The sequence below is a fragment of the Streptomyces sp. NPDC006435 genome (genome assembly GCF_040612315.1).
Classification (GTDB): Bacteria; Actinomycetota; Actinomycetes; order Streptomycetales; family Streptomycetaceae; genus Streptomyces.
In genome coordinates this window covers 1-18325 of record NZ_JBEXPY010000008.1, presented here as the reverse complement: position 1 = coordinate 18325, position 18325 = coordinate 1, and the positions used below count along the sequence as shown (strand labels likewise).

The following is an 18325-nucleotide window of genomic DNA, read 5'->3' as shown; positions in this document are numbered from 1 at the left end:
TGGACTCTGGCGCGGGCACGGCAGGTGGGCCCCACCGCAACGGCCATCGTAAGCGAGGACCCGGCCGCGCCGGGAGGGCTGCCGCCGCGTTGGCCCCACCGTCCCTCATGGGTGAACGGCCGGGAAGCTCCGAAGGTGCCGGGAAGTACGAAAAGTGTTCGCCCCCCGGCCGGTGCCTCACCAGAATCCGTGCATGGACCCGATCACCCTCACCACCGACCGCCTGTCGCTGCGCCCCTTCACCGGCGAGGACGTCGACGGAATCCACGCGGCCTGCCAGGATCCGGACATCCGGCGCTGGACGGTCGTACCCTCCCCCTACAGCCGCTCCGATGCCGAGCTCTTCGCGGAGAAGCTGTGCCCCGACGGCTGGCGCGACGACTCCATGTACAACTTCGCGGTGGTTCTGCGCACCGGCGGGGCCCTGGTGGGCGCGCTCGGCATCACCCGCCGCAGCCTGCCGGGCCTGTACGAGGTGGGTTTCTGGTCCGTCGCCGGGCACCGGGGGCGCGGCTACACGACGGAAGCGGTGCTGTCCGCCGCCCGCTGGGCGTTCACGGAGCTGGGCTGCGACCGGCTGGAGTGGCGTGCCGAGGTCGGCAACGCCGCCTCTCGCGCCGTGGCCCTGCGAGCGGGGTTCCGGATGGAGGGCGAGCAGCGTTCGGGGCTGTTCAACAAGGGAGTGCGGCGCGATGCCTGGGTGGGGGCGCTGCTCCCCTCCGACCTCGGTCTGCCGGGCACCCGCCCCTATCTGCCCGTCCCCTGAACGAGTGGCCCCGCAGGCCGGTCCCGGTTCCTGTTACGGTCCCCGCTCCGGTCCCCGCTCCGGTCCCTGTTCCGGTTCCGGCGGGACCGGGGCCGACTGTCAGTGCCTGCCTCTAGGGTGCGGGGCATGACCTCTGTGCCGCCTCCCGCCGTCGAACTCTCCGCCGACCAGGCGCGCAGGATCGCCCTGCGCGCCCAGGGCTTCCTCGGCGCCCCGGACCGCCGGGCCGGGATTCCGGGCGTGCTGCGGCATCTCGGCGCCGTGCAGCTCGACACGATCTCGGTGCTCGCGCGGTCGCACGAGCTGATTCCGTACGCCCGCCTCGGTGCGGTCGGCCGACGCACGATCGAGGAGGCGTACTGGTCGGACGGCCGCGCCTTCGAGTACTGGTCGCACGCGGCCTGCATCCTGCCGGTCGAGGAGTGGCCGCACTTCGCGTTCCGCCGCCGCGCCTACCGCTCGCGCCCGCAGTGGCACCACGACCTGCCGGACGGCGTGTACGAGACGGTGATCAAGCAGTTGCGCGCCGAGGGCCCGCTGACGGCGACGGAGCTGGGCGGCGCGAAGAACGGCGGCGAGTGGTGGGACTGGTCGGGGTCGAAGGTCGCCGTCGAGCGCGCCCTGATGTACGGCGAGGTGGTGTGCACCGAGCGGCGCGGCTGGAAGCGGGTGTACGACCTCGCCGAGCGGGCCCTGCCCGATGCCGTGCTGCACGACGACCTGGACGACGAGGAGTGTCTGCGGCGGCTGGTCGCGCTCGCGGGGCGGTCCCTGGGGGTGGGCACCCGGGCGGACATCGCGGACTACCACCGGCTGAAGGGCGAACAGTTCGACGCGGTGGTGGCGGACTCCGGGCTGGTGCCGGTGACGGTGCGGGGCTGGGCGAAGCCCGCCTGGGCGGATCCGGCGGCGCTGGCCTCGGAGCCGCGCGGCCGGCACCGTACGACCCTGTTGTCACCGTTCGACTCGCTGATCTGGGAGCGGGCCCGCACCGAGCGGATCTTCGGTTTCACCCACCGCCTGGAGGCGTACGTCCCCAAGCCCAAGCGGGTCCACGGCTACTTCGCGATGCCGCTGCTGGCCGGCGGGAGGCTGCAGGGCCGGGTGGACCCGGCGCGTGAGGGCAGCACGCTGGTCGCCCGGCAGGTGTCCCTGGAGAGCGGGAAGGCCGTGGTGCCGATGGCCGAGGCGCTGGTGGAGGCCGCGTCCTGGGTCGGCTGCACGGACGTCCGGCTGGAGCGGGTCGACGCGCCGGAACTGCGTGAACCGCTCACCCGGGAAATCGCCCGCGCCCTGGCGTGAGCGCGACCGCCCTCCCGCCCGGCGCTTTACCTCTTTCCGGTACCGGATCCTGTTCCGGTACCGCCTCCTGCCGGTGTCCGGCCTTTGGCCCGGCGTCGTTCCGTCCGGTCCTTTCGTCGTGGCCCGTCCCTCCGCGGACGGGTCACCTGATCTCCAGGATCTTCTCCCGCATGGCATAGACGACGGCTTCCATCCTGGAGTGCAGCTGCAGCTTCTCCAGAATGTTGCGGACGTGGTTCTTCACGGTGTTCTCGGAAATGAACAGCTCCTTCGCGATATCGCGATTGTTCATGCCCGTGGCGACGAGTTTGAGGACTTCGAGCTCCCGGTCGGTGAGCCGGGGCGCGGGAACCAGCCTGCGTTCGTCGGTCCGCTGGATCATCGACTTGAACTCGGTGAGCAGTTTGGACGCCATGGAGGGGCTGATCTGGGACTGTCCGTCGGCGACCGCGCGAATCGCGGTGGCCACCTCGTCCGTGGAGATCTCCTTGAGGAGGTAGCCGGTGGCGCCGGCCTTGATCGCGTCGTAGAGGTCGGCCTCCTCGTCGCTGATCGTCAGCATGATGATCTTCGCGCTCGGGGCCACCTCCTTGATGGCCGTGCAGGCCTCGATGCCGCCGCGCTTGGGCATCCGCACGTCCATCAGCACGATGTCGGGCAGCAGGTCGGCGGCCTTGTCGACCGCTTCCGACCCGTCTCCGGCCTCGCCGACGACCTGGATGTCCTCCTCCTGGGCGAGGACGATCTCCAGACCTCTGCGGAAGAGCGCGTGGTCGTCCACCACGAGGACCCGGATCGGCTCCTTGCGGAAACCGTTGTCCGCGTCCGGGCCGCAGGCCCTCGCGATGTCGTCGGCGTCATTCGCGTCACGCACGGGCCCGAAGGCGTCCGCCATCGTTCCTCCCCCTGAAGGCCATGGCCTGAAGTTCACAAGCAGTCCGCCAACGGCAGTTCACAGAGCACCGGTTGGCTTGGGACGCCATGATTCCATGCCCGGACGTCGGAGCGGTGATCATGTGACCGCGCACCGGTGCCCCTGGGAGCGCACAGACGTTCCAGGGGCACCGCGAAAGCGTGGCGTCAGCCGCCGAGCGCGCCGCCTGCGCCACCGGCCTCGTCGGCGGCCAGCGGGTCGGTCCTCAGATGGATGACACCGTAGTCATAGGCGTGCCGTCGGTAGACGACACTGGGTTCCTTGGTCTCGGAGTCGACGAACAGGTAGAAGTCGTGCCCGACCAACTCCATTTCGTAGAGCGCCTGATCGAGCGACATCGGTGCGGCGACGTGCGTCTTCTCGCGCATCACCAGCGGACCCTCGCCCTGGATCTCCAGCGAGCCGAACCTGGTGGTGGGCACGGACTCGGTCGTCTCACTGGCGATCAGGTCGCCCTCGCCGTTGAACGACGCCGCGTCCGGCACGTTCTCGGCGACCTCCGCAGCGGGAATGCGGCCGTTGCCACGGCGGCTGTAGCGCTTGTCGTGCTGCTTGCGCAGCCGCGCCTCCAGCTTGCCGGTGGCCAGGTCCAGCGCTGCGTACGGGTCGCCTGCGGCCGCTTCCGCCCGGATGACCGGACCGCGCGAGCGGAGCGTGATCTCCACCCGGTCGGAACGGTCGGCCTGACGGGGGTTCGGCTCCTTGGACACCTCGACGTCGAGGCTGATCACCTTGCCGTCGAACTTCTGGATCTTGTCCAGCTTCAGCTTCTCGGCCACGTGCTTGCGGAACCGCTCGGGCACCTCGGTCTTGCGGCCCTTGACGACGATGTCCACGCAGAACTCCGTTCCCGGAAAGCCCCGCTCAGTGGCGGAGCATCTCCCTTTTGCACCAGGCCCCGGTGACGACCGGAGCCGCGGACTCGGTGACTTCCACCTCCTCCTCCCCCGACGGCGGGGACTCCACCCCACCGAATTCCCAGCTCTGGGCTACTGGTGAGTTACCTGCCCGAAACCTGGTGGTGCATTCGTCGAGGTCCGGCATTCACCATTCCTCACAACCGAACATAGCCTGCTCTGCCGGTTGTCGGCACCCGCTACTCGCGCGTACCTCCGTTCCGGGCTTTTTACTCACTCACTACCTGCAACGATGCAAGTTCACCGAGAGTTCCGGTTTATTTCGAAGGCTGCGGGAGATACTGCGACAACAGCCGCCTGCCCGGCGCCGGAAACGGCTGCCGCGTGTCCGCCCGCCGCACCGACCGCCCGTGCCGCCTCGGCGAGCGAGGCACCGGTCGTCAGGAGATCGTCCACCAGCACCACCCTTCCGGCCCCGAGCAGTCGTTCACCCCCGGCCACGACCTCCAGGGCCCCCGCCAGATTCACCTGCCGCTGCCGGGCTCCCAGCCCCGCCTGGTCGGCCACCGGACGCCACTGGCGCAGCACCGCGGCCACCCGGGCACCGGTGCCGTCGCGTCTCAGCTCTCCCGCCGCGGCCAGCGCGATCCGGCGCGTCGGATCATGGCCCCGCGCGGCCACCGCCCGCCGCGCCGAGGGCACGGGCACCAGCAGCAACGGGCCGTCGCCGCCCGCCCGTCCCGCCCCGGCCCGTACGGCACCCGCCAGCGCCTTGCCGAGCGCACCGGCCAGCCCCAGCGCGCCCCGCTCCTTGTGGGCCAGGAGAACCGCCCGCACCGCTCCCTCGTACGCCGCCGCCGCATGCACCACCGGCAGGCCCGCGGGCTCCGGAACGGGTCTCACCCGGCGCGGTGCCCCGTCGAGGAGTTCCGCACGGCACTCCTCGCACAGCTCCGCGCGCGGCCTGCCGCAACCACCGCAGGACACCGGCAGGATCAGCCCGGAGATCTCCCGCCACCACCCCCGCATGACTCCACTGTGCCCTCCGGGAGGAGAGTCGGCCACCCCTGTGGAAAACGCGGGCGGGGCTTGCGGAACTCAGCCCGGGTAGACCAGTGAGGCCCCCTTCTTGACCACCGTCTGCCAGTTGTCGCCGGGCGACAGCTTCACGATCCCGTCGCTCGACGTGGCCGCCATCAGCGGAAGCTGCTCGTCGTCCGCCGCCGCGACCGAAGAGACCTGGTTCACGCCGGGCAGGGCGCCCGACGCGGACGTCGAACCGTCCGCCTGGACGTAGCGCACCTGCTGCACCCCGCCCTCCTCCTTGCCGACCACCACGAGCCGGCTGCGGCCCGACCACGACATCGCGGTCACGTCCGTCAGCTGGGGCGCGGCCTGGCGCAGCTGCACCACCGACACCTGTTGCGCGGACTCCGGCCCGCGCCGCTCGATCCGGCCGATCTTCAGGGTGTTGCGGCCGTCCTGGGTCACGAGCAGAGCGATCCGCACCCCGTCCGCGGACATCCGCAACGCCTCGATCCGGCCGCCGTCCAGGTCGGGCACGGCGACTTCCCGCGGTTTGCCCGTGCCCCCGTCCAGCATCAGCAGCCGGGGGTTGTCGGGGTCCCGGTCGGCCACCCAGAGGTCGCCGCTGCCGTCCCAGCTCGGCGCCGACAGCCGGTTCTTCAGGCTGTGGGCCCTGCTGGTCACCGAGGGGGCGGGGAGTTCTTCGTCCGAGATGATCGACGTGACGTAGAGCGCCGATCCGTCGCGCGAGACCGCCGCCGCCGACTGCTCGTCCCTGGCCACACCGATCACGCCCATCGGCATCGGGCCGTTGCCGAGCGGACCGGCCACGGCCTCCGGGGTGCCGCTGCCCTTGGTGCTGCCGGGGATCCGTTCCACGTGCCCCTTGTCGTTCACGAAGTACTGGCTGTCCGGGCCGCTCGACGAACCGTCGGGGGCGAACTCCTCCGCCTGGTCCGTCCCGAGCGCGCACAGCGTGGAGCCGTCCGAGCGCTGCAGCTCGACCTGTTCGACCCGAGCCGACGTCAGGTCCCGCAGGGTGTAGAGGACCTGCGAGGCCATCATGCGGCAGGACCTCTGCCCGACCCCGTCCGCCTTCTTGTTCAGCGGCACCTTCAGTACGTTGCGGTCGTCGGGTGTCAGGGAGGTGACGCCCTTCTTCAGCTCCGTGCCCGGGGGAAACCGGGATTCGACCACGGGCCGCAGCCAGTTGGTCGGCCCCGCGAGAAGGCTGCGGACGGACTGGGTCACGGTGTCCATCCCCGTGACGGGATCCGTCCGGCTGCGGATGTAGACGGGGTCGGCCACCAGGGTCGACGGCACCGTCTTCCGTTCCGCCGCGAAGTAGTACTTGTTGACGGACCGGAAGAGGCGCTTGAAGTCCGACTGCCCGAGCAGGAGCCCGTCCGGCACTCGGTCGATCCGCCACTCCTCGCCCTCCGGCCCGTCCTCCTTCACCACGTGCAGGGCCTGGCTGTAGTCGGCGGGGGCGAGCGGCTGGTAGACGCTCTGGGCGTCGACGGTCGCCACCCTCGTGCCGGTCAGCGTGTAGGTGACCTCGGTGATGTTGTGGTCGCCGTCGCGGACGGGGCGGTCCTTCCGGTTCGGCGCCTTGGTGAGCACGGTGGTGAACGCGCCCGGGTCCCAGTTCTTGGCCGCCCTCTTCGTCAGGTACTTGCGGGTCGTCCTGAACTCCGAGTCGTCACTGGTCATCGACTCCAGGAAACCGTCGACCACTTCGTCGGTGGTGGCGTTGTCACGCGGCGCGACGGCGTACACCTGCACCTGGGAGTCGCCCGGCTGCGAGGCGTCGACGGCCTTGACGTCCCCGGTGACGGGCATCGAGCTGCACGCGGACAGCAGCACCGCGCAGCATCCGAGCAGCACGAGCAGTGCCGGCACACGCCCACGGCCGTCCCTGCGACGGTCAGCGCCCACGATTCATGCCCCTTGCTCCGGATCCTGCACCACCGTGTCCAATTCGCCGCCCGGCCGGTCCTCGGCGGGACGCGCGACCACGCGTGCGCCGCTGCCGGGAAGGGCCGCCGGATGCACCGAGGCAGAGGCCGTCCGCGGCGCCGCGGGGGTCCGCGGCGGCACGGGCAGGGCGGGCCGGTCGCCGCTTCCGGGCTGGGCCGGCACGGCCGTCAGCCGGTGCCCGTCCTCCGCCGCAGCCCCGTTCCGCCCGGGGTTCTCCCGGTTGCGCCGGGAGTCCTCGGGCTCCAGCGGTATCGGCGAGCCCCGCAGCGGTTCGTCCGCCGTGCGCGGCAGCGTCAGCCGGAACTGCGAACCGCCACCGGGCTCGCCCCACGCCTGCAACCAGCCGCCGTGCAGCCGGGCGTCCTCCACCGCGATGGAGAGGCCGAGACCGGTGCCTCCGGTCGTACGGGCCCGGGCCGGGTCGGCCCGCCAGAACCGGTTGAACACCCGGGTCGCCTCGCCGGGCTTGAGCCCGACCCCGTAGTCCCGGACGGCCACGGCGACCGCTCCCCCGGCGGCCCCCATCCGCACCACGACGTCCCGTCCCTCGCCGTGCTCGACGGCGTTGACCACGAGGTTGCGCAGCACCCGCTCGACCCGTCGCGCGTCGGCCTCCGCTATCACCGGCTGCTCGTCGCCGACCACCCGGATCCGGGTGCCCTTGCGCTCGGCCAGCGGCTCGGCCCCGCCGATCACCCGCTGCACCACCTGGCGCAGGTCTATCGGCTCGGCCTCCAGCGCCGCGGCGCCCGCGTCGAACCGGCTGATCTCCAAAAGGTCGGAGAGCAGCGATTCGAACCGGTCGAGCTGGTCCCCGAGCAGTTCCGCGGAGCGCGCCGTCACGGGGTCGAAGTCGCTGCGGGCCTCGTGGATGACATCGGCGGCCATCCGTACGGTCGTCAGCGGTGTTCGCAGCTCGTGGGAGACATCGGAGACGAAGCGCCGCTGCATCCGGGAGAGCTCCTCCAGCTGCTGGATCTTCAGCTGGAGGTTCTGCGCCATCTTGTTGAAGGCCTCGCCGAGCCGGGCGATGTCGTCCTCGCCGGTGACCTTCATCCGTTCCTGGAGCCGGCCGGCGGAGAGCCGCTCGGCGATGCCCGCCGCCATCCGCACGGGCGTGACGACCTGCCGCACCACGAACCAGGCGATGGCCCCGAGCAGCACGACCACGAACAGGCCCGCCGTCGCCAGCGTGGTCCTGACCAGCGTCAACGACTTCTCCTCCTGCGTCAGCGGGAAGAGGTAGTAGAGCTGGTACGGGTTGTGGTCGATGTCGTAGAGCCGTTTGCCCACGACGAGGCCGGGTTGTGGTTCCTGCTCGCCGGACTCGTACTCGATCAGGGAGTACGTCTGGAACGCACCCTGGCCCTTGTTCACGGAGTCCCGCAGCTTCTGCGGAATGCTCGCCGCGTTCACGCTCCCCGATCCGCGCGGCGCCCGGGTGTCCTCGTCGGCGCTGAGCGCGACCACGTGGAAGGCGTTCTTCCCGCCGCTGGCGAGCTGGTCGACGAGCTCGGTCCGCCAGGAGTTGTTGGCCGTACCGCCGTCCGTCGTGCCGCCGCCCTGGCCACCGGGGGTGAGCGGGGCGTTCGCCTTCTCCTGGGCCGCGGCGAAACCGCCGGCGGCCTGGGTCTGGGCGGCCTTGCCCTTGGCCTCGAGCAGGCCGTTGCGCACCTGCCCGATCACGACCAGGCCGAGGAGCAGCACCACGCCCAGCGACATGAGCAGCGTGCCCGCGACGACCCGCAGCTGGATGTTGCGCCGCCACAGCCGCACGACGGGCAGCAGCGGACGGCGCACCCAGCGCATCAGCAGGCGCGGCACGGGGCCGCCGGGCGCCCGGTCGTGGAACAACCGGCCGCCCTGCAGCAGGCGCCCGACCTGGGACGCCTTGTTTCCTGGGCCGGCAACCCGCTCCGCACGGGCTCCCGGCTCCCCGGGCTGCGGAGCAGCGTTACCCAGGGTCATGTCAGCTCGGTCCGGCCTTGTAGCCGACCCCTCGGACGGTCACCACGATCTCCGGCCGCTCCGGGTCCTTCTCGACCTTGGAGCGCAGCCGCTGGACGTGCACGTTCACCAGCCGGGTGTCGGCGGCGTGGCGGTATCCCCACACCTGCTCCAGCAGCACCTCACGGGTGAAGACCTGCCACGGCTTGCGCGCGAGCGCGACCAGCAGGTCGAACTCCAGCGGGGTGAGGGCGATCGACTGCCCCTCCCGCTTCACCGAGTGCCCCGCCACGTCGATGACCAGGTCGCCGATGGCGAGCTGCTCGGGCGCCGGCTCCTCGGACCTGCGCAGGCGGGCCCTGATCCGGGCCACCAGTTCCTTGGGCTTGAACGGCTTGACGATGTAGTCGTCGGCCCCGGACTCCAGGCCCACCACCACGTCGACCGTGTCGCTCTTGGCCGTGAGCATGACGATCGGCACACCCGACTCGGCCCTGATCAGTCTGCAGACCTCGATGCCGTCCCTACCGGGCAGCATGAGATCCAGCAGGACCAGGTCCGGCTTGGCCTCACGAAATGCGGCAAGTGCCTTGTCGCCGTCCGCTACGAACGACGGCTCGAACCCTTCACCACGCAGCACAATCCCGAGCATCTCGGCCAGTGCGGTGTCGTCGTCGACGACAAGGACGCGTCCCTTCATAATCGACATCATCCCATTAGCTAATCGTTACCTGCGATGATCTGGCACACAGCTCCGCCAGTCCGGCCCCCGTCACCGGGGAAACGACGCCCTCCTCCGTGACGATCGCCGTGACCAGCTCCGGCGGTGTGACGTCGAACGCGGGGTTGTACGCAGGGGTTCCCGCCGGCGCCACGGGTACCCCGCCGACGTTCCCGTCGACCCCTCCCGTCCACGGCGATGTGAACTCCGTCACTTCGTTCGCCGCCCGCTGCTCCACGACGATCGAAGCGCCGTCCGGGGTGTGCAGGTCGACGGTCGTGGTCGGCGCCACCACGATGAACGGCACGTGGTGGTACTTGGCGAGCACCGCCAGCGGGTAGCTCCCCACCTTGTTCGCCACCGATCCGTCCGCGGCGATGCGGTCCGCCCCGATGAGCACCGCGTCCACCTCCCCCGCGGCGAACAGCGAACCCGCGGCATTGTCCGTGAGCAGGTCGTACGGCATGCCGTTGCGCGCCGCCTCGTACGCGGTCAGCCTGGCCCCCTGCAGCAGCGGACGCGTCTCGTCCACCCACAGCCGCCTCAGCCGCCCCTGCCGGTGCGCTCCGAGCGCCACGGCGAAGGCGGTGCCCTCGCCGCCCGAGACGAGTGCCCCCGTGTTGCAGTGGGTCAGCAGCCGGTGCCCGTCCCCGCCGGGCAGCAGTTCGTCCAGCAGGGCCAGGCCGTGCCGGGCCATGCGCCCGCTGGCCTCGGCGTCCTCCCGGTGCAGCGCCCGGGCCTCGGCCAGCACCGCCGCCGCTGCCCGCTCCCGGTCCTCGCCCTTCTCGACGGCCCGGCGGTACGCCCCGGCGGCCCGCCGCACCCCGTACCCGAGGTTCACCGCGGTGGGGCGCGCCCGCTCCAGCAGCTCCGCGGCTTGCGCGACGTCGTCGCCCCGCGCAGCCGCGAGCGCGACCCCGTAGGCCCCCGCGATGCCCAGCAACGGGGCACCGCGCACCGCCAGCGCCCGGATCGCCCGCACCAGCTCGGGCACATCGGCACAGCCCAGCTCGACCTCCTCCGCCGGCAGGCGGGTCTGGTCGAGGAGCACCAGCGCAGGCCCTTCCGGAGGCTCGGCCCAACGGAGTACGGAAGGTGCGGGGGACTCGATGCCCACCGCCGATTGCTCGTCCTGATCAGCCATTCACCCAGTCTGCCCGGTGGGGCCCCTGCGGATGAAGGTACGAAGGAGATGGAGCGCCCGGTCCATGGCGAAGCATCGCGTGGCACGATGGCTGCCAACCTGCTGCCCCGATGAGCGGTCAGGACCGTGAAGGAGCGAGAATGAACGACACTCCGGGCTGGGCCTCGCCCGGATCCGCCCCCTCCGAGGGCCAGGGCGCGAACGTCCCCCGGCCTTCCGAGCCCTCCGACGGCAGCGGCCAGGGAGGCAACTGGTCCTCCACCCAGCCGCCCGCAGGGCAGTGGTCCCCACCGAGCGCTCCCGGCGCAGGTCCCCACACGCCTCCTCCCGTCGCAGGCCGGGGCGCCGGAGGCCCGGGTCCCGGCCCGGGTCCCGGCCCGGGCGGCGGGCCGTACGGCCCCGGCTGGGGGCAGCCGCCCGCCGCGGCCAAGCCCGGTGTCATCCCGCTCCGCCCCCTCGGCGTCGGCGAGATCCTCGACGGCGCGGTCTCCACCATGCGCGCCCACTGGCGCACGGTCCTCGGTATCACGCTCACCGTTTCGGTGATCGCCCAGATCGCGATCATCCTCGTGCAGCGCTTCCTGCTGCCGGACCTCGTGGAGATCGATCCGGACGCCACCGGGTCGGAAGCGCTGCGGCAGGCCGCCGACTCGGCGCAGTCGACGCTGATCAACAGCCTGCCCTCCGTGCTGATCGGCATGATCGCCACGCTGATCACGACCTCCGTGCTGACCGTGGTGATCAGCCGCTCGGTGCTGGGACGCCCGGTGACGCTCGCCGAGGCGTGGGCGGAGGCCCGGCCCCGGCTCGCTCAGCTGCTTGGGCTGACCCTGCTGCTGGCCCTGATCAGTGCGGCCATCCTGACGGTCGGCATCCTGCCGGGTCTCCTGATCGGCTCCGCCGCCGGCGCGGCACTGGCCCTCATCGGTTTCCTGGCCTCGTCCGTTGTCACCATCTGGCTGATGGTCCGCTTCAGCCTCGCCTCCCCGGCCCTGATGCTGGAGCGGCAGTCGATCGCCGCCTCCATGCGTCGTTCCGCGAAGCTCGTCGGGGGCGCCTGGTGGCGGACCTTCGGCGTCCTGGCCCTCACCTGGCTGCTGACATTCATCGTGTCCGTCGTCGTCGCCATCCCGTTCGGCGTCATCGCGATGGCCGTGGACGGCGGCGGGATCGACTCCGTCCTCACGGACGGGTCCACGGACTTCGGCTGGCCCTTCCTCATCGTCTCCGGCATCGGCGAAGTGGTCATCTCGACGATCACCTATCCGCTCTCCGCCGGTGTGATGGCCCTGCTCTACATCGACCAGCGCATTCGCCGCGAGGCACTCGACCTCGAGCTCGGCCGGGCGGCCGGCCTGCCCGGATACGACACCGGGAACTGATGCCGTGTCGGGAGCGGGGGGCATCACAGCAGTACGGTCACTGATCCGCGCGAGCGGCGACATACCCGTGGACACTCCACGGGTTCCCGCCCGGGAGGCCGCCGAGCGCGAACTGTCCAAGCCGATGTACCACGAGAACGATCCCAATCTCCTCCAGCGCGGCCTCGACCAGCTCTGGGACTGGATCGGCGACCTCCTGGGCAAGGCCTCCGGTGCCGCACCGGGCGGCCCGCTCGGCCTCGTCGTGCTCGTGCTGGTCGTCGTCGGCCTGCTCGCCGCGCTCTGGTGGCGGCTCGGGACACCGCGTCCCGTCGTGCGTCCCGCGGACGCCCTCTTCGACGACGGTCCCCGCAGCGCGGCCGAACACCGGAAGGCCGCCGAGGCGCACGCTGCCGCCCTGCGCTGGAACGAGGCGGTCCAGGAGCGCATGCGGGCCCTCGTCCGTTCCCTGGAGGAACGTGCCCTGCTGACCCCCCGCCCCGGACGCACCGCCGACGAGGCCGCCGCCGAGGCGGGCCGTTCGCTGCCCGCGCACGCGGCGCGGCTCCGTTCCGCCGCCAGGGAGTTCGACGACGTCACGTACGGCGGCCGGGCCGCCGACGAGCGGGCGTACCTGGACGTGCGGGACCTGGATCTCGCGCTCGAAACCGCCAAGCCCGTCCTGACGGCCGCGGCCCGGGGAGCGGCCGGATGACCCGGGTCACCGCCGCCACCTCGGCGTCCCTCGCTCCCCGCCAGGTCTGGGTTCGCGTCCGCGGCCTCCTGCTCGCCCTCCTTCTGCTCGTCGTCGCCGCAATCGCCCTGGCGAGCGTGCGCTCCGGCGACCAGCACGGCCGGCTCGACCCCCGCTCCGCCGACCGGTACGGCAGCCGGGCCGTCGCCGAACTCCTCGAGGACCGCGGGGTCTCCGTCCAGGTGGTCACCACGCTCCGCGAGGCCACGGCCCGGCTGGACCCCGACACCACGCTGCTCGTCACCTCCCCCGACCTGCTGGCCCCGGACCAGCAGGACAGGCTCCGCGCCGCGGCCGAGGGCTCGGCGGGCCGCACCGTCCTCCTCGCGGCGGGCCCTTCCTCCGTGAGCACGCTGGTGCCCGGCGTCGGCGCCGAGTCCGCCGGTCCCGTGGTCCCCCGCGCCCCCGAATGCTCCCTGCCCGCCGCCCGCGCCGCGGGCGATGCCGAAACGGGGGGCTTCCGCTACATCGCGGGCGGTTCCGCCGCCACCACCTCCTGCTTCCCGAGCAATGGCCTTCCGACCCTGCTCCTGGTCGAGCGGGGCGCCGGCGACACCGTGCTCCTCGGTTCCCCCGACCTCCTTCGCAACGACCGGCTCGCCAACCGGGGCAACGCCTCCCTGGCCCTGCAACTCCTCGGTTCCCGTCCTCATCTGGTCTGGTACCTCCCCTCGCTCGCCGATGTTTCCGCCACCGGAGAAGGCGGCGACGGAGCCGGTGACGACCGCAGCTTCACCGACCTGATTCCGCAGGGCTGGCTGTGGGGCACGCTCCAGCTGGCCCTGGCCGCCGTACTCGCAGCCGTCTGGCGCGCCCGTCGCCTGGGCCCCCTGGTCGCCGAGCGGCTGCCCGTGGCCATCCGCGCCTCCGAATCCACCGAGGGGCGGGCCCGCCTCTACCGCAGAGCGAACGCCCGTGACCGTGCCGCCGACTCGTTGCGCGCCGCGTCCCGTGCCCGTATCGCCCCGCTCATCGGCGTCCCCTCCCGCGACGCCCACTCCTCCTCGGTGCTCGTCCCCGCTCTCTCCGCCCGCCTCGGCACAACCGACGACAGCCTCCAGGCGCTGCTCTTCGGCCCCGTTCCGGCCGACGACGCCGCTCTCGTCCGCCTGGCAGACCAACTCGACACCCTCGAAAGAGAGGTACGCACGTCATGAGCGCCCCGCCCCCGGTGCCCGCCGGTACCCCCGAGACCACCGGGAACGGCGACACGGCCCGCGCAGCCCTGGAAGCGCTGCGCTCCGAGATCGCCAAGGCCGTGGTCGGCCAGGACCCCGCGGTCACCGGGCTCGTCGTCGCCCTGCTCTGCCGGGGCCACGTCCTGCTCGAAGGCGTGCCCGGCGTGGCCAAGACCCTCCTGGTCCGGGCCCTCGCCGCCTCGCTCGAACTCGACACCAAACGCGTCCAGTTCACCCCCGACCTGATGCCGAGCGATGTCACCGGCTCACTGGTCTACGACGCCCGTACTGCGGAGTTCTCCTTCCAGCCCGGTCCCGTCTTCACCAACCTCCTTCTCGCCGACGAGATCAACCGCACCCCTCCCAAGACGCAGTCCTCCCTCCTGGAAGCCATGGAGGAGCGCCAGGTCACCGTCGACGGAACCCCTCGGCAACTGCCCGACCCCTTCCTCGTCGCCGCCACTCAGAACCCCGTCGAGTACGAGGGCACCTACCCGCTTCCCGAAGCCCAGCTGGACCGCTTCCTGCTCAAGCTGACGGTGCCGCTCCCCTCACGGGAGGACGAGGTCGACGTCCTCATCCGGCATTCCGGCGGCTTCGATCCGCGCGACCTCAAGTCGGCGGGCATACGCCCCGTCGCAGGTCCGGCCGACCTCGCGGCCGCCCGCGACGCGGTCGCCCGGACCAAGGTCTCTCCCGAGATCGCCGGCTATGTCGTCGATATCTGTCGTGCCACGCGTGAATCCCCCTCGCTCGCCCTCGGCGTCTCCCCCCGAGGTGCCACCGCACTGCTGTCGACCGCCCGTGCCTGGGCCTGGCTCACCGGCCGTGACTACGTCATCCCGGACGATGTGAAGGCCCTGGCGCTCCCCACGCTCCGCCACCGCATTCAACTGCGGCCCGAGGCGGAGATGGAGGGGGTCACCCCCGACTCCGTCATCACCTCGGTCCTCGCCCACGTCCCCGTACCCCGATGAGGCGGTGACCGTGGCGCTCACCGGACGTACCGCCCTGCTGGCCGCCCTGGGGTCACTCCCCGTAGGCATCCTGGCCCCGAGCTGGACCGGCCTGCTCGCGGTCAACGCACCGCTCTCTCTCGCAATTCTGTGCGACTACGTCCTGGCTGCACCAGTGCGAACGCTCCAGTTCACCCGATCCGGTGACACGAACGTTCGACTCGGCGAGACCGCCGAGGTGCAACTCACCGTGACCAACCCTTCCCGCCGCAAACTGCGGGCACACCTCCGCGACGCCTGGCCCCCCAGCAGCTGGTCCGCGGGGACGGAACAGGCCGCCTCCCGGCACAGGCTGACGGTCCCGGCGGGGGAACGCCGTCGGCTGACCACGTTCCTGAAGCCCACCCGGCGGGGCGATCGCCACGCCGAGCGCGTCACCGTCCGCTCGTTCGGCCCGCTGGGGCTCGCCGCTCGCCAGGGCCATCACAGGGTCCCCTGGACGGTGCGGGTGCTGCCTCCGTTCACGAGCAGGAAGCACCTGCCGTCCCGGCTCTCCAGGCTCCGTGAGCTCGACGGCCGCACCAGCGTGCTCACCCGTGGCGAGGGCACGGAGTTCGACAGCCTGCGCGCGTACGTGCCCGGCGACGACACACGTTCCATCGACTGGCGGGCCACGGCGCGCCAGTCCGCCGTGGCGGTGCGCACGTGGCGCCCCGAGCGGGACCGCCACATCCTCATCGTCCTGGACACCGGCCGCACTTCGGCGGGACGGGTCGGTGACGTGCCCCGTCTCGACGCGTACTTGGACGCGGCCCTGCTGCTCACGGCGCTCGCCACCCGTGCGGGCGACCGCGTGGACCTGCTCGCCTACGACCGCCGGGTCCGCGCGCAGGTCCAGGGACGGTCCGCGGGCGAGATCCTGTCGGCCATGGTGAACGCCCTGGCCCCCGTCGAGCCGACCCTCGTGGAAACCGATGCCCGGGGCCTCACCGCCGCTGTCCTCGCCGGCGCGCCTCGCCGTTCCCTGGTCGTGCTGCTGACCGGTCTGGACGCCGCCCCCGTGGAAGAGGGTCTGCTTCCCGTACTGCGCCGCCTGACCCAGCGCCACACGGTGCTGGTGGCTTCCGTGGCGGATCCCCATGTCGAGCGGATGGCGAAGGCCAGAGGCACGGTGGAGGCGGTCTACGAGGCTGCCGCAGGTGCCCGGGACAGGGCGGAGCGGCTGCGTACCGCGGAGCGGTTGCAGCGCCACGGCGCCGTGGTGGTGGATGCCACTCCCGACAATCTCGCCCCGGCCCTCGCCGACGCCTATCTCGCCCTCAAGGGGGCCGGGCGGCTCTGAGCCGCGCCATACGGCGACGAGATGGGCCGGTCTCGTCCCGTCAGCGCCGCTGCTGAGTGTTGAGCCGAGCGGCCCGACGTGTCAGGTGGTCGCGTTCGGCGAGGTTGGGAGCCTTCCGGGCGGCCTCGGTGTACAGCCGTGCCGCCGTCACCGGATCGCCGTCGCGCTCGTGGAGGTATGCCGCCACCGCGGCATGGCGGGGCAGCGAGTCGTCCAGCACCGCGAGAGCCACCAGCCCCGCGCGCGGTCCGTCCGCCTCTCCGACGGCCACCGCACGGTTGAGCCGGACAATCGGATTGTCGGTCAGGCGTACGAGCTCGTCGTACCACTCGACGATCTGTACCCAGTCGGTCTCCTCGGCCCTGGGTGCGTCGGCATGGAGCGCCGCGATGGCGGCCTGGGCCTGGAACTCGCCCAGCCGGTCACGGGCGAGCGCCGCCTGCAGGATCTCGACGCCCTCGGCGATCGATCCGGTGTCCCATCGGCTGCGGTCCTGCTCGGCAAGTGGCACCAGGCTGCCGTCGGGTGCGGTTCGGGCGGCACGTCTGGCGTGGTGGAGCAGCATGAGGGCGAGCAGCCCCGCCACCTCGGGGTGGTCGATCGCAGCGGCGAGCTGCCTGGTGAGTCGGATGGCCTCGGCGGCGAGGTCGACGTCGCCGGAGTAGCCCTCATTGAAGACCAGGTAGAGGACGCGCAGCACGGTGGCGACGTCGCCGGGCCGGTCGAACCGTACGCCGGAGACGGTGCGCTTGGCCCGGCTGATGCGCTGCGCCATGGTTGCTTCGGGCACCAGGTACGCCTGGGCGATCTGGCGGGTGGTCAGTCCGCCGACGGCACGCAGGGTGAGGGCGACCGCGGAGGACGGAGTCAGCGACGGGTGGGCGCACAGAAAGTAGAGCTGAAGCGTGTCGTCCGCCGCAGGTGCGGGGCCGGGCGCGGGCTCCTCCTCGACCAGGTCCTCACGTCGGCGGCGGGCCGCGTCCGCCCTGCTCGCGTCGAGGAACCGGCGCCAGGCCACGGTGATCAGCCAGCCCTTCGGATCCCGTGGCGGGTCGGTCGGCCAGACCCGGACCGCTTCGACCAGCGCGTCCTGTACGGCGTCCTCGGCCGCCGCGAAATCGGCTCCGCGGCGGACGAGGATTCCGAGCACACTCGGTGTGAGGCTCCGGAGCAGGGCCTCGTTCATCGGTGTGGTCACTCCGCGATGGTGGGCGGCGCGGCCAGGAACGGACGCACCTCGAGCCACTCGTGGATCGGCTTTCCGCCGGCCCCGGGAGCCGCCGACAGTTCCCCGGCCAGCTCGACGGCACGCTCGTAGCTGTCGACGTCGATCACCATCCAGCCGGCGATGAGGTCCTTCGTCTCGGCGAACGGGCCGTCGGTGACCGGAGGCCGCCCCTCCCCGTCGTAGCGGACCCATGCCCCTTCGGGGGCGAGCGCCTGCCCGTCGATGAACTCGCCGGTCCCTTCCAGCCGGGCCGCGAAGTCGTGCATGTACTGCATGTGGGCCGAGATCTCCTCCGGCGTCCACTGGTCCATGCATACGTCGTTGACCGGGGTCGGGGCGCCTCGGTAGTGCTTGAGCAGCAGGTACTTGGCCATCGTGTCTCTCCTCGGTACTGATGCGGCTGCGGCCCATCTTGGTCGCGTTCACTACGGGGACGGAGCCGACCACGGGTTCTCGACATCACTGCCCAAGATTTTTTGACTCCGATGTCACCTTCCCGGGCCACGGCGACGAGGACGATCGGTCGCGGCCGACATGACTGGGCCCTGAATCTGGGTGGTGAACGCAGGAAAGCCCCGTACCTTGCGGTACGGGGCTTTCCCGGAAAAATTGTTCGGCGGCGTCCTACTCTCCCACAGGGTCCCCCCTGCAGTACCATCGGCGCTGAAAGGCTTAGCTTCCGGGTTCGGAATGTAACCGGGCGTTTCCCTAACGCAATGACCACCGAAACACTATGAAATTCTGAACAACCGGTGACAACACAGCCGTTCGTTATTTCAGAACAAACACAGTGGACGCGAGCAACTGAGGACAAGCCCTCGGCCTATTA

At 71.4% G+C, this 18325-nt stretch carries 16 protein-coding genes and 1 rRNA gene; 7 read left to right on the top strand and 10 right to left on the bottom strand.

Annotated elements, in window-relative coordinates:
- Positions 1-193 precede the first annotated feature (193 nt).
- A complete protein-coding gene (locus ABZZ04_RS11425; protein ID WP_356931968.1) occupies positions 194-766 on the top strand; it encodes a GNAT family N-acetyltransferase in 573 nt (190 codons plus the stop codon).
- A gap of 126 nt (positions 767-892) precedes the next feature.
- Entirely contained in the window at positions 893-2068 is a 1176-nt protein-coding gene (locus tag ABZZ04_RS11420) for a crosslink repair DNA glycosylase YcaQ family protein (RefSeq protein ID WP_356931967.1), read from the top strand.
- 142 nt (positions 2069-2210) lie between these two features.
- Here ABZZ04_RS11420 and ABZZ04_RS11415 read toward each other — a convergent pair whose 3' ends face one another.
- From ABZZ04_RS11415 to mtnA, 7 genes are all read right to left on the bottom strand, one after another.
- Complete coding sequence (locus ABZZ04_RS11415) at positions 2211-2963, bottom strand: response regulator transcription factor (protein WP_356931966.1); 753 nt, start codon at positions 2961-2963, stop codon at positions 2211-2213.
- A 185-nt stretch (positions 2964-3148) separates the two neighbouring features.
- Positions 3149-3838 carry a ribosome-associated translation inhibitor RaiA gene (gene raiA, locus ABZZ04_RS11410; protein ID WP_148838267.1) on the bottom strand — a complete coding sequence of 230 codons (690 nt, stop codon included), beginning with the start codon at positions 3836-3838 and terminating at the stop codon, positions 3149-3151.
- Between the two features lie 321 nt (positions 3839-4159).
- Positions 4160-4888 carry a ComF family protein gene (locus ABZZ04_RS11405; protein ID WP_356931965.1) on the bottom strand — a complete coding sequence of 243 codons (729 nt, stop codon included), beginning with the start codon at positions 4886-4888 and terminating at the stop codon, positions 4160-4162.
- A 69-nt stretch (positions 4889-4957) separates the two neighbouring features.
- The gene (locus ABZZ04_RS11400) at positions 4958-6727 is read right to left on the bottom strand and encodes an LpqB family beta-propeller domain-containing protein (RefSeq protein WP_356932111.1); all 1770 of its coding nucleotides are present in this window, start codon (positions 6725-6727) and stop codon (positions 4958-4960) included.
- Between the two features lie 99 nt (positions 6728-6826).
- On the bottom strand, positions 6827-8833 hold the full coding sequence (gene mtrB, locus ABZZ04_RS11395; RefSeq protein ID WP_356931964.1) for an MtrAB system histidine kinase MtrB: 2007 nt from the start codon (positions 8831-8833) through the stop codon (positions 6827-6829).
- A gap of 1 nt (position 8834) precedes the next feature.
- Entirely contained in the window at positions 8835-9524 is a 690-nt protein-coding gene (mtrA, locus tag ABZZ04_RS11390; protein ID WP_187438793.1) for a two-component system response regulator MtrA, read from the bottom strand.
- Positions 9525-9528: 4 nt separating this feature from the next.
- Complete coding sequence (gene mtnA / locus ABZZ04_RS11385) at positions 9529-10677, bottom strand: S-methyl-5-thioribose-1-phosphate isomerase (RefSeq protein ID WP_356931963.1); 1149 nt, start codon at positions 10675-10677, stop codon at positions 9529-9531.
- Positions 10678-10817: 140 nt separating this feature from the next.
- Here mtnA and ABZZ04_RS11380 point away from each other — a divergent pair, with 140 nt between their 5' ends.
- From ABZZ04_RS11380 to ABZZ04_RS11360, 5 genes are read left to right on the top strand one after another with little or no spacing between them, the layout of a single operon-like run.
- Entirely contained in the window at positions 10818-12059 is a 1242-nt protein-coding gene (locus tag ABZZ04_RS11380; RefSeq protein WP_356931962.1) for a proline-rich domain-containing protein, read from the top strand.
- 4 nt (positions 12060-12063) lie between these two features.
- On the top strand, positions 12064-12753 hold the full coding sequence (locus tag ABZZ04_RS11375; RefSeq protein WP_356931961.1) for a DUF4129 domain-containing protein: 690 nt from the start codon (positions 12064-12066) through the stop codon (positions 12751-12753).
- On the top strand, positions 12750-13949 hold the full coding sequence (locus ABZZ04_RS11370) for a DUF4350 domain-containing protein (RefSeq protein WP_356931960.1): 1200 nt from the start codon (positions 12750-12752) through the stop codon (positions 13947-13949). The genes ABZZ04_RS11375 and ABZZ04_RS11370 overlap by 4 nt, the downstream gene beginning before the upstream one ends.
- Positions 13946-14947, top strand: a complete 1002-nt coding sequence (locus ABZZ04_RS11365) for a MoxR family ATPase (protein ID WP_356931959.1) — start codon at positions 13946-13948, stop codon at positions 14945-14947. Before ABZZ04_RS11370 ends, ABZZ04_RS11365 begins: the two co-directional genes overlap by 4 nt.
- A 10-nt stretch (positions 14948-14957) precedes the next feature.
- Entirely contained in the window at positions 14958-16268 is a 1311-nt protein-coding gene (locus ABZZ04_RS11360) for a DUF58 domain-containing protein (protein WP_356931958.1), read from the top strand.
- A gap of 40 nt (positions 16269-16308) precedes the next feature.
- Here the strand turns inward: ABZZ04_RS11360 and ABZZ04_RS11355 are convergent, their stop codons facing one another.
- From ABZZ04_RS11355 to rrf, 3 genes are all read right to left on the bottom strand, one after another.
- Positions 16309-17454, bottom strand: a complete 1146-nt coding sequence (locus ABZZ04_RS11355) for a DUF6596 domain-containing protein (RefSeq protein ID WP_356932110.1) — start codon at positions 17452-17454, stop codon at positions 16309-16311.
- An 8-nt stretch (positions 17455-17462) separates the two neighbouring features.
- Positions 17463-17870, bottom strand: coding sequence for a YciI family protein (locus ABZZ04_RS11350; RefSeq protein WP_356931957.1), 408 nt, complete (start codon positions 17868-17870; stop codon positions 17463-17465).
- A gap of 237 nt (positions 17871-18107) precedes the next feature.
- A 5S ribosomal RNA gene (gene rrf, locus ABZZ04_RS11345) occupies positions 18108-18224 on the bottom strand.
- Between the last annotated feature and the right edge of the window lie 101 nt (positions 18225-18325).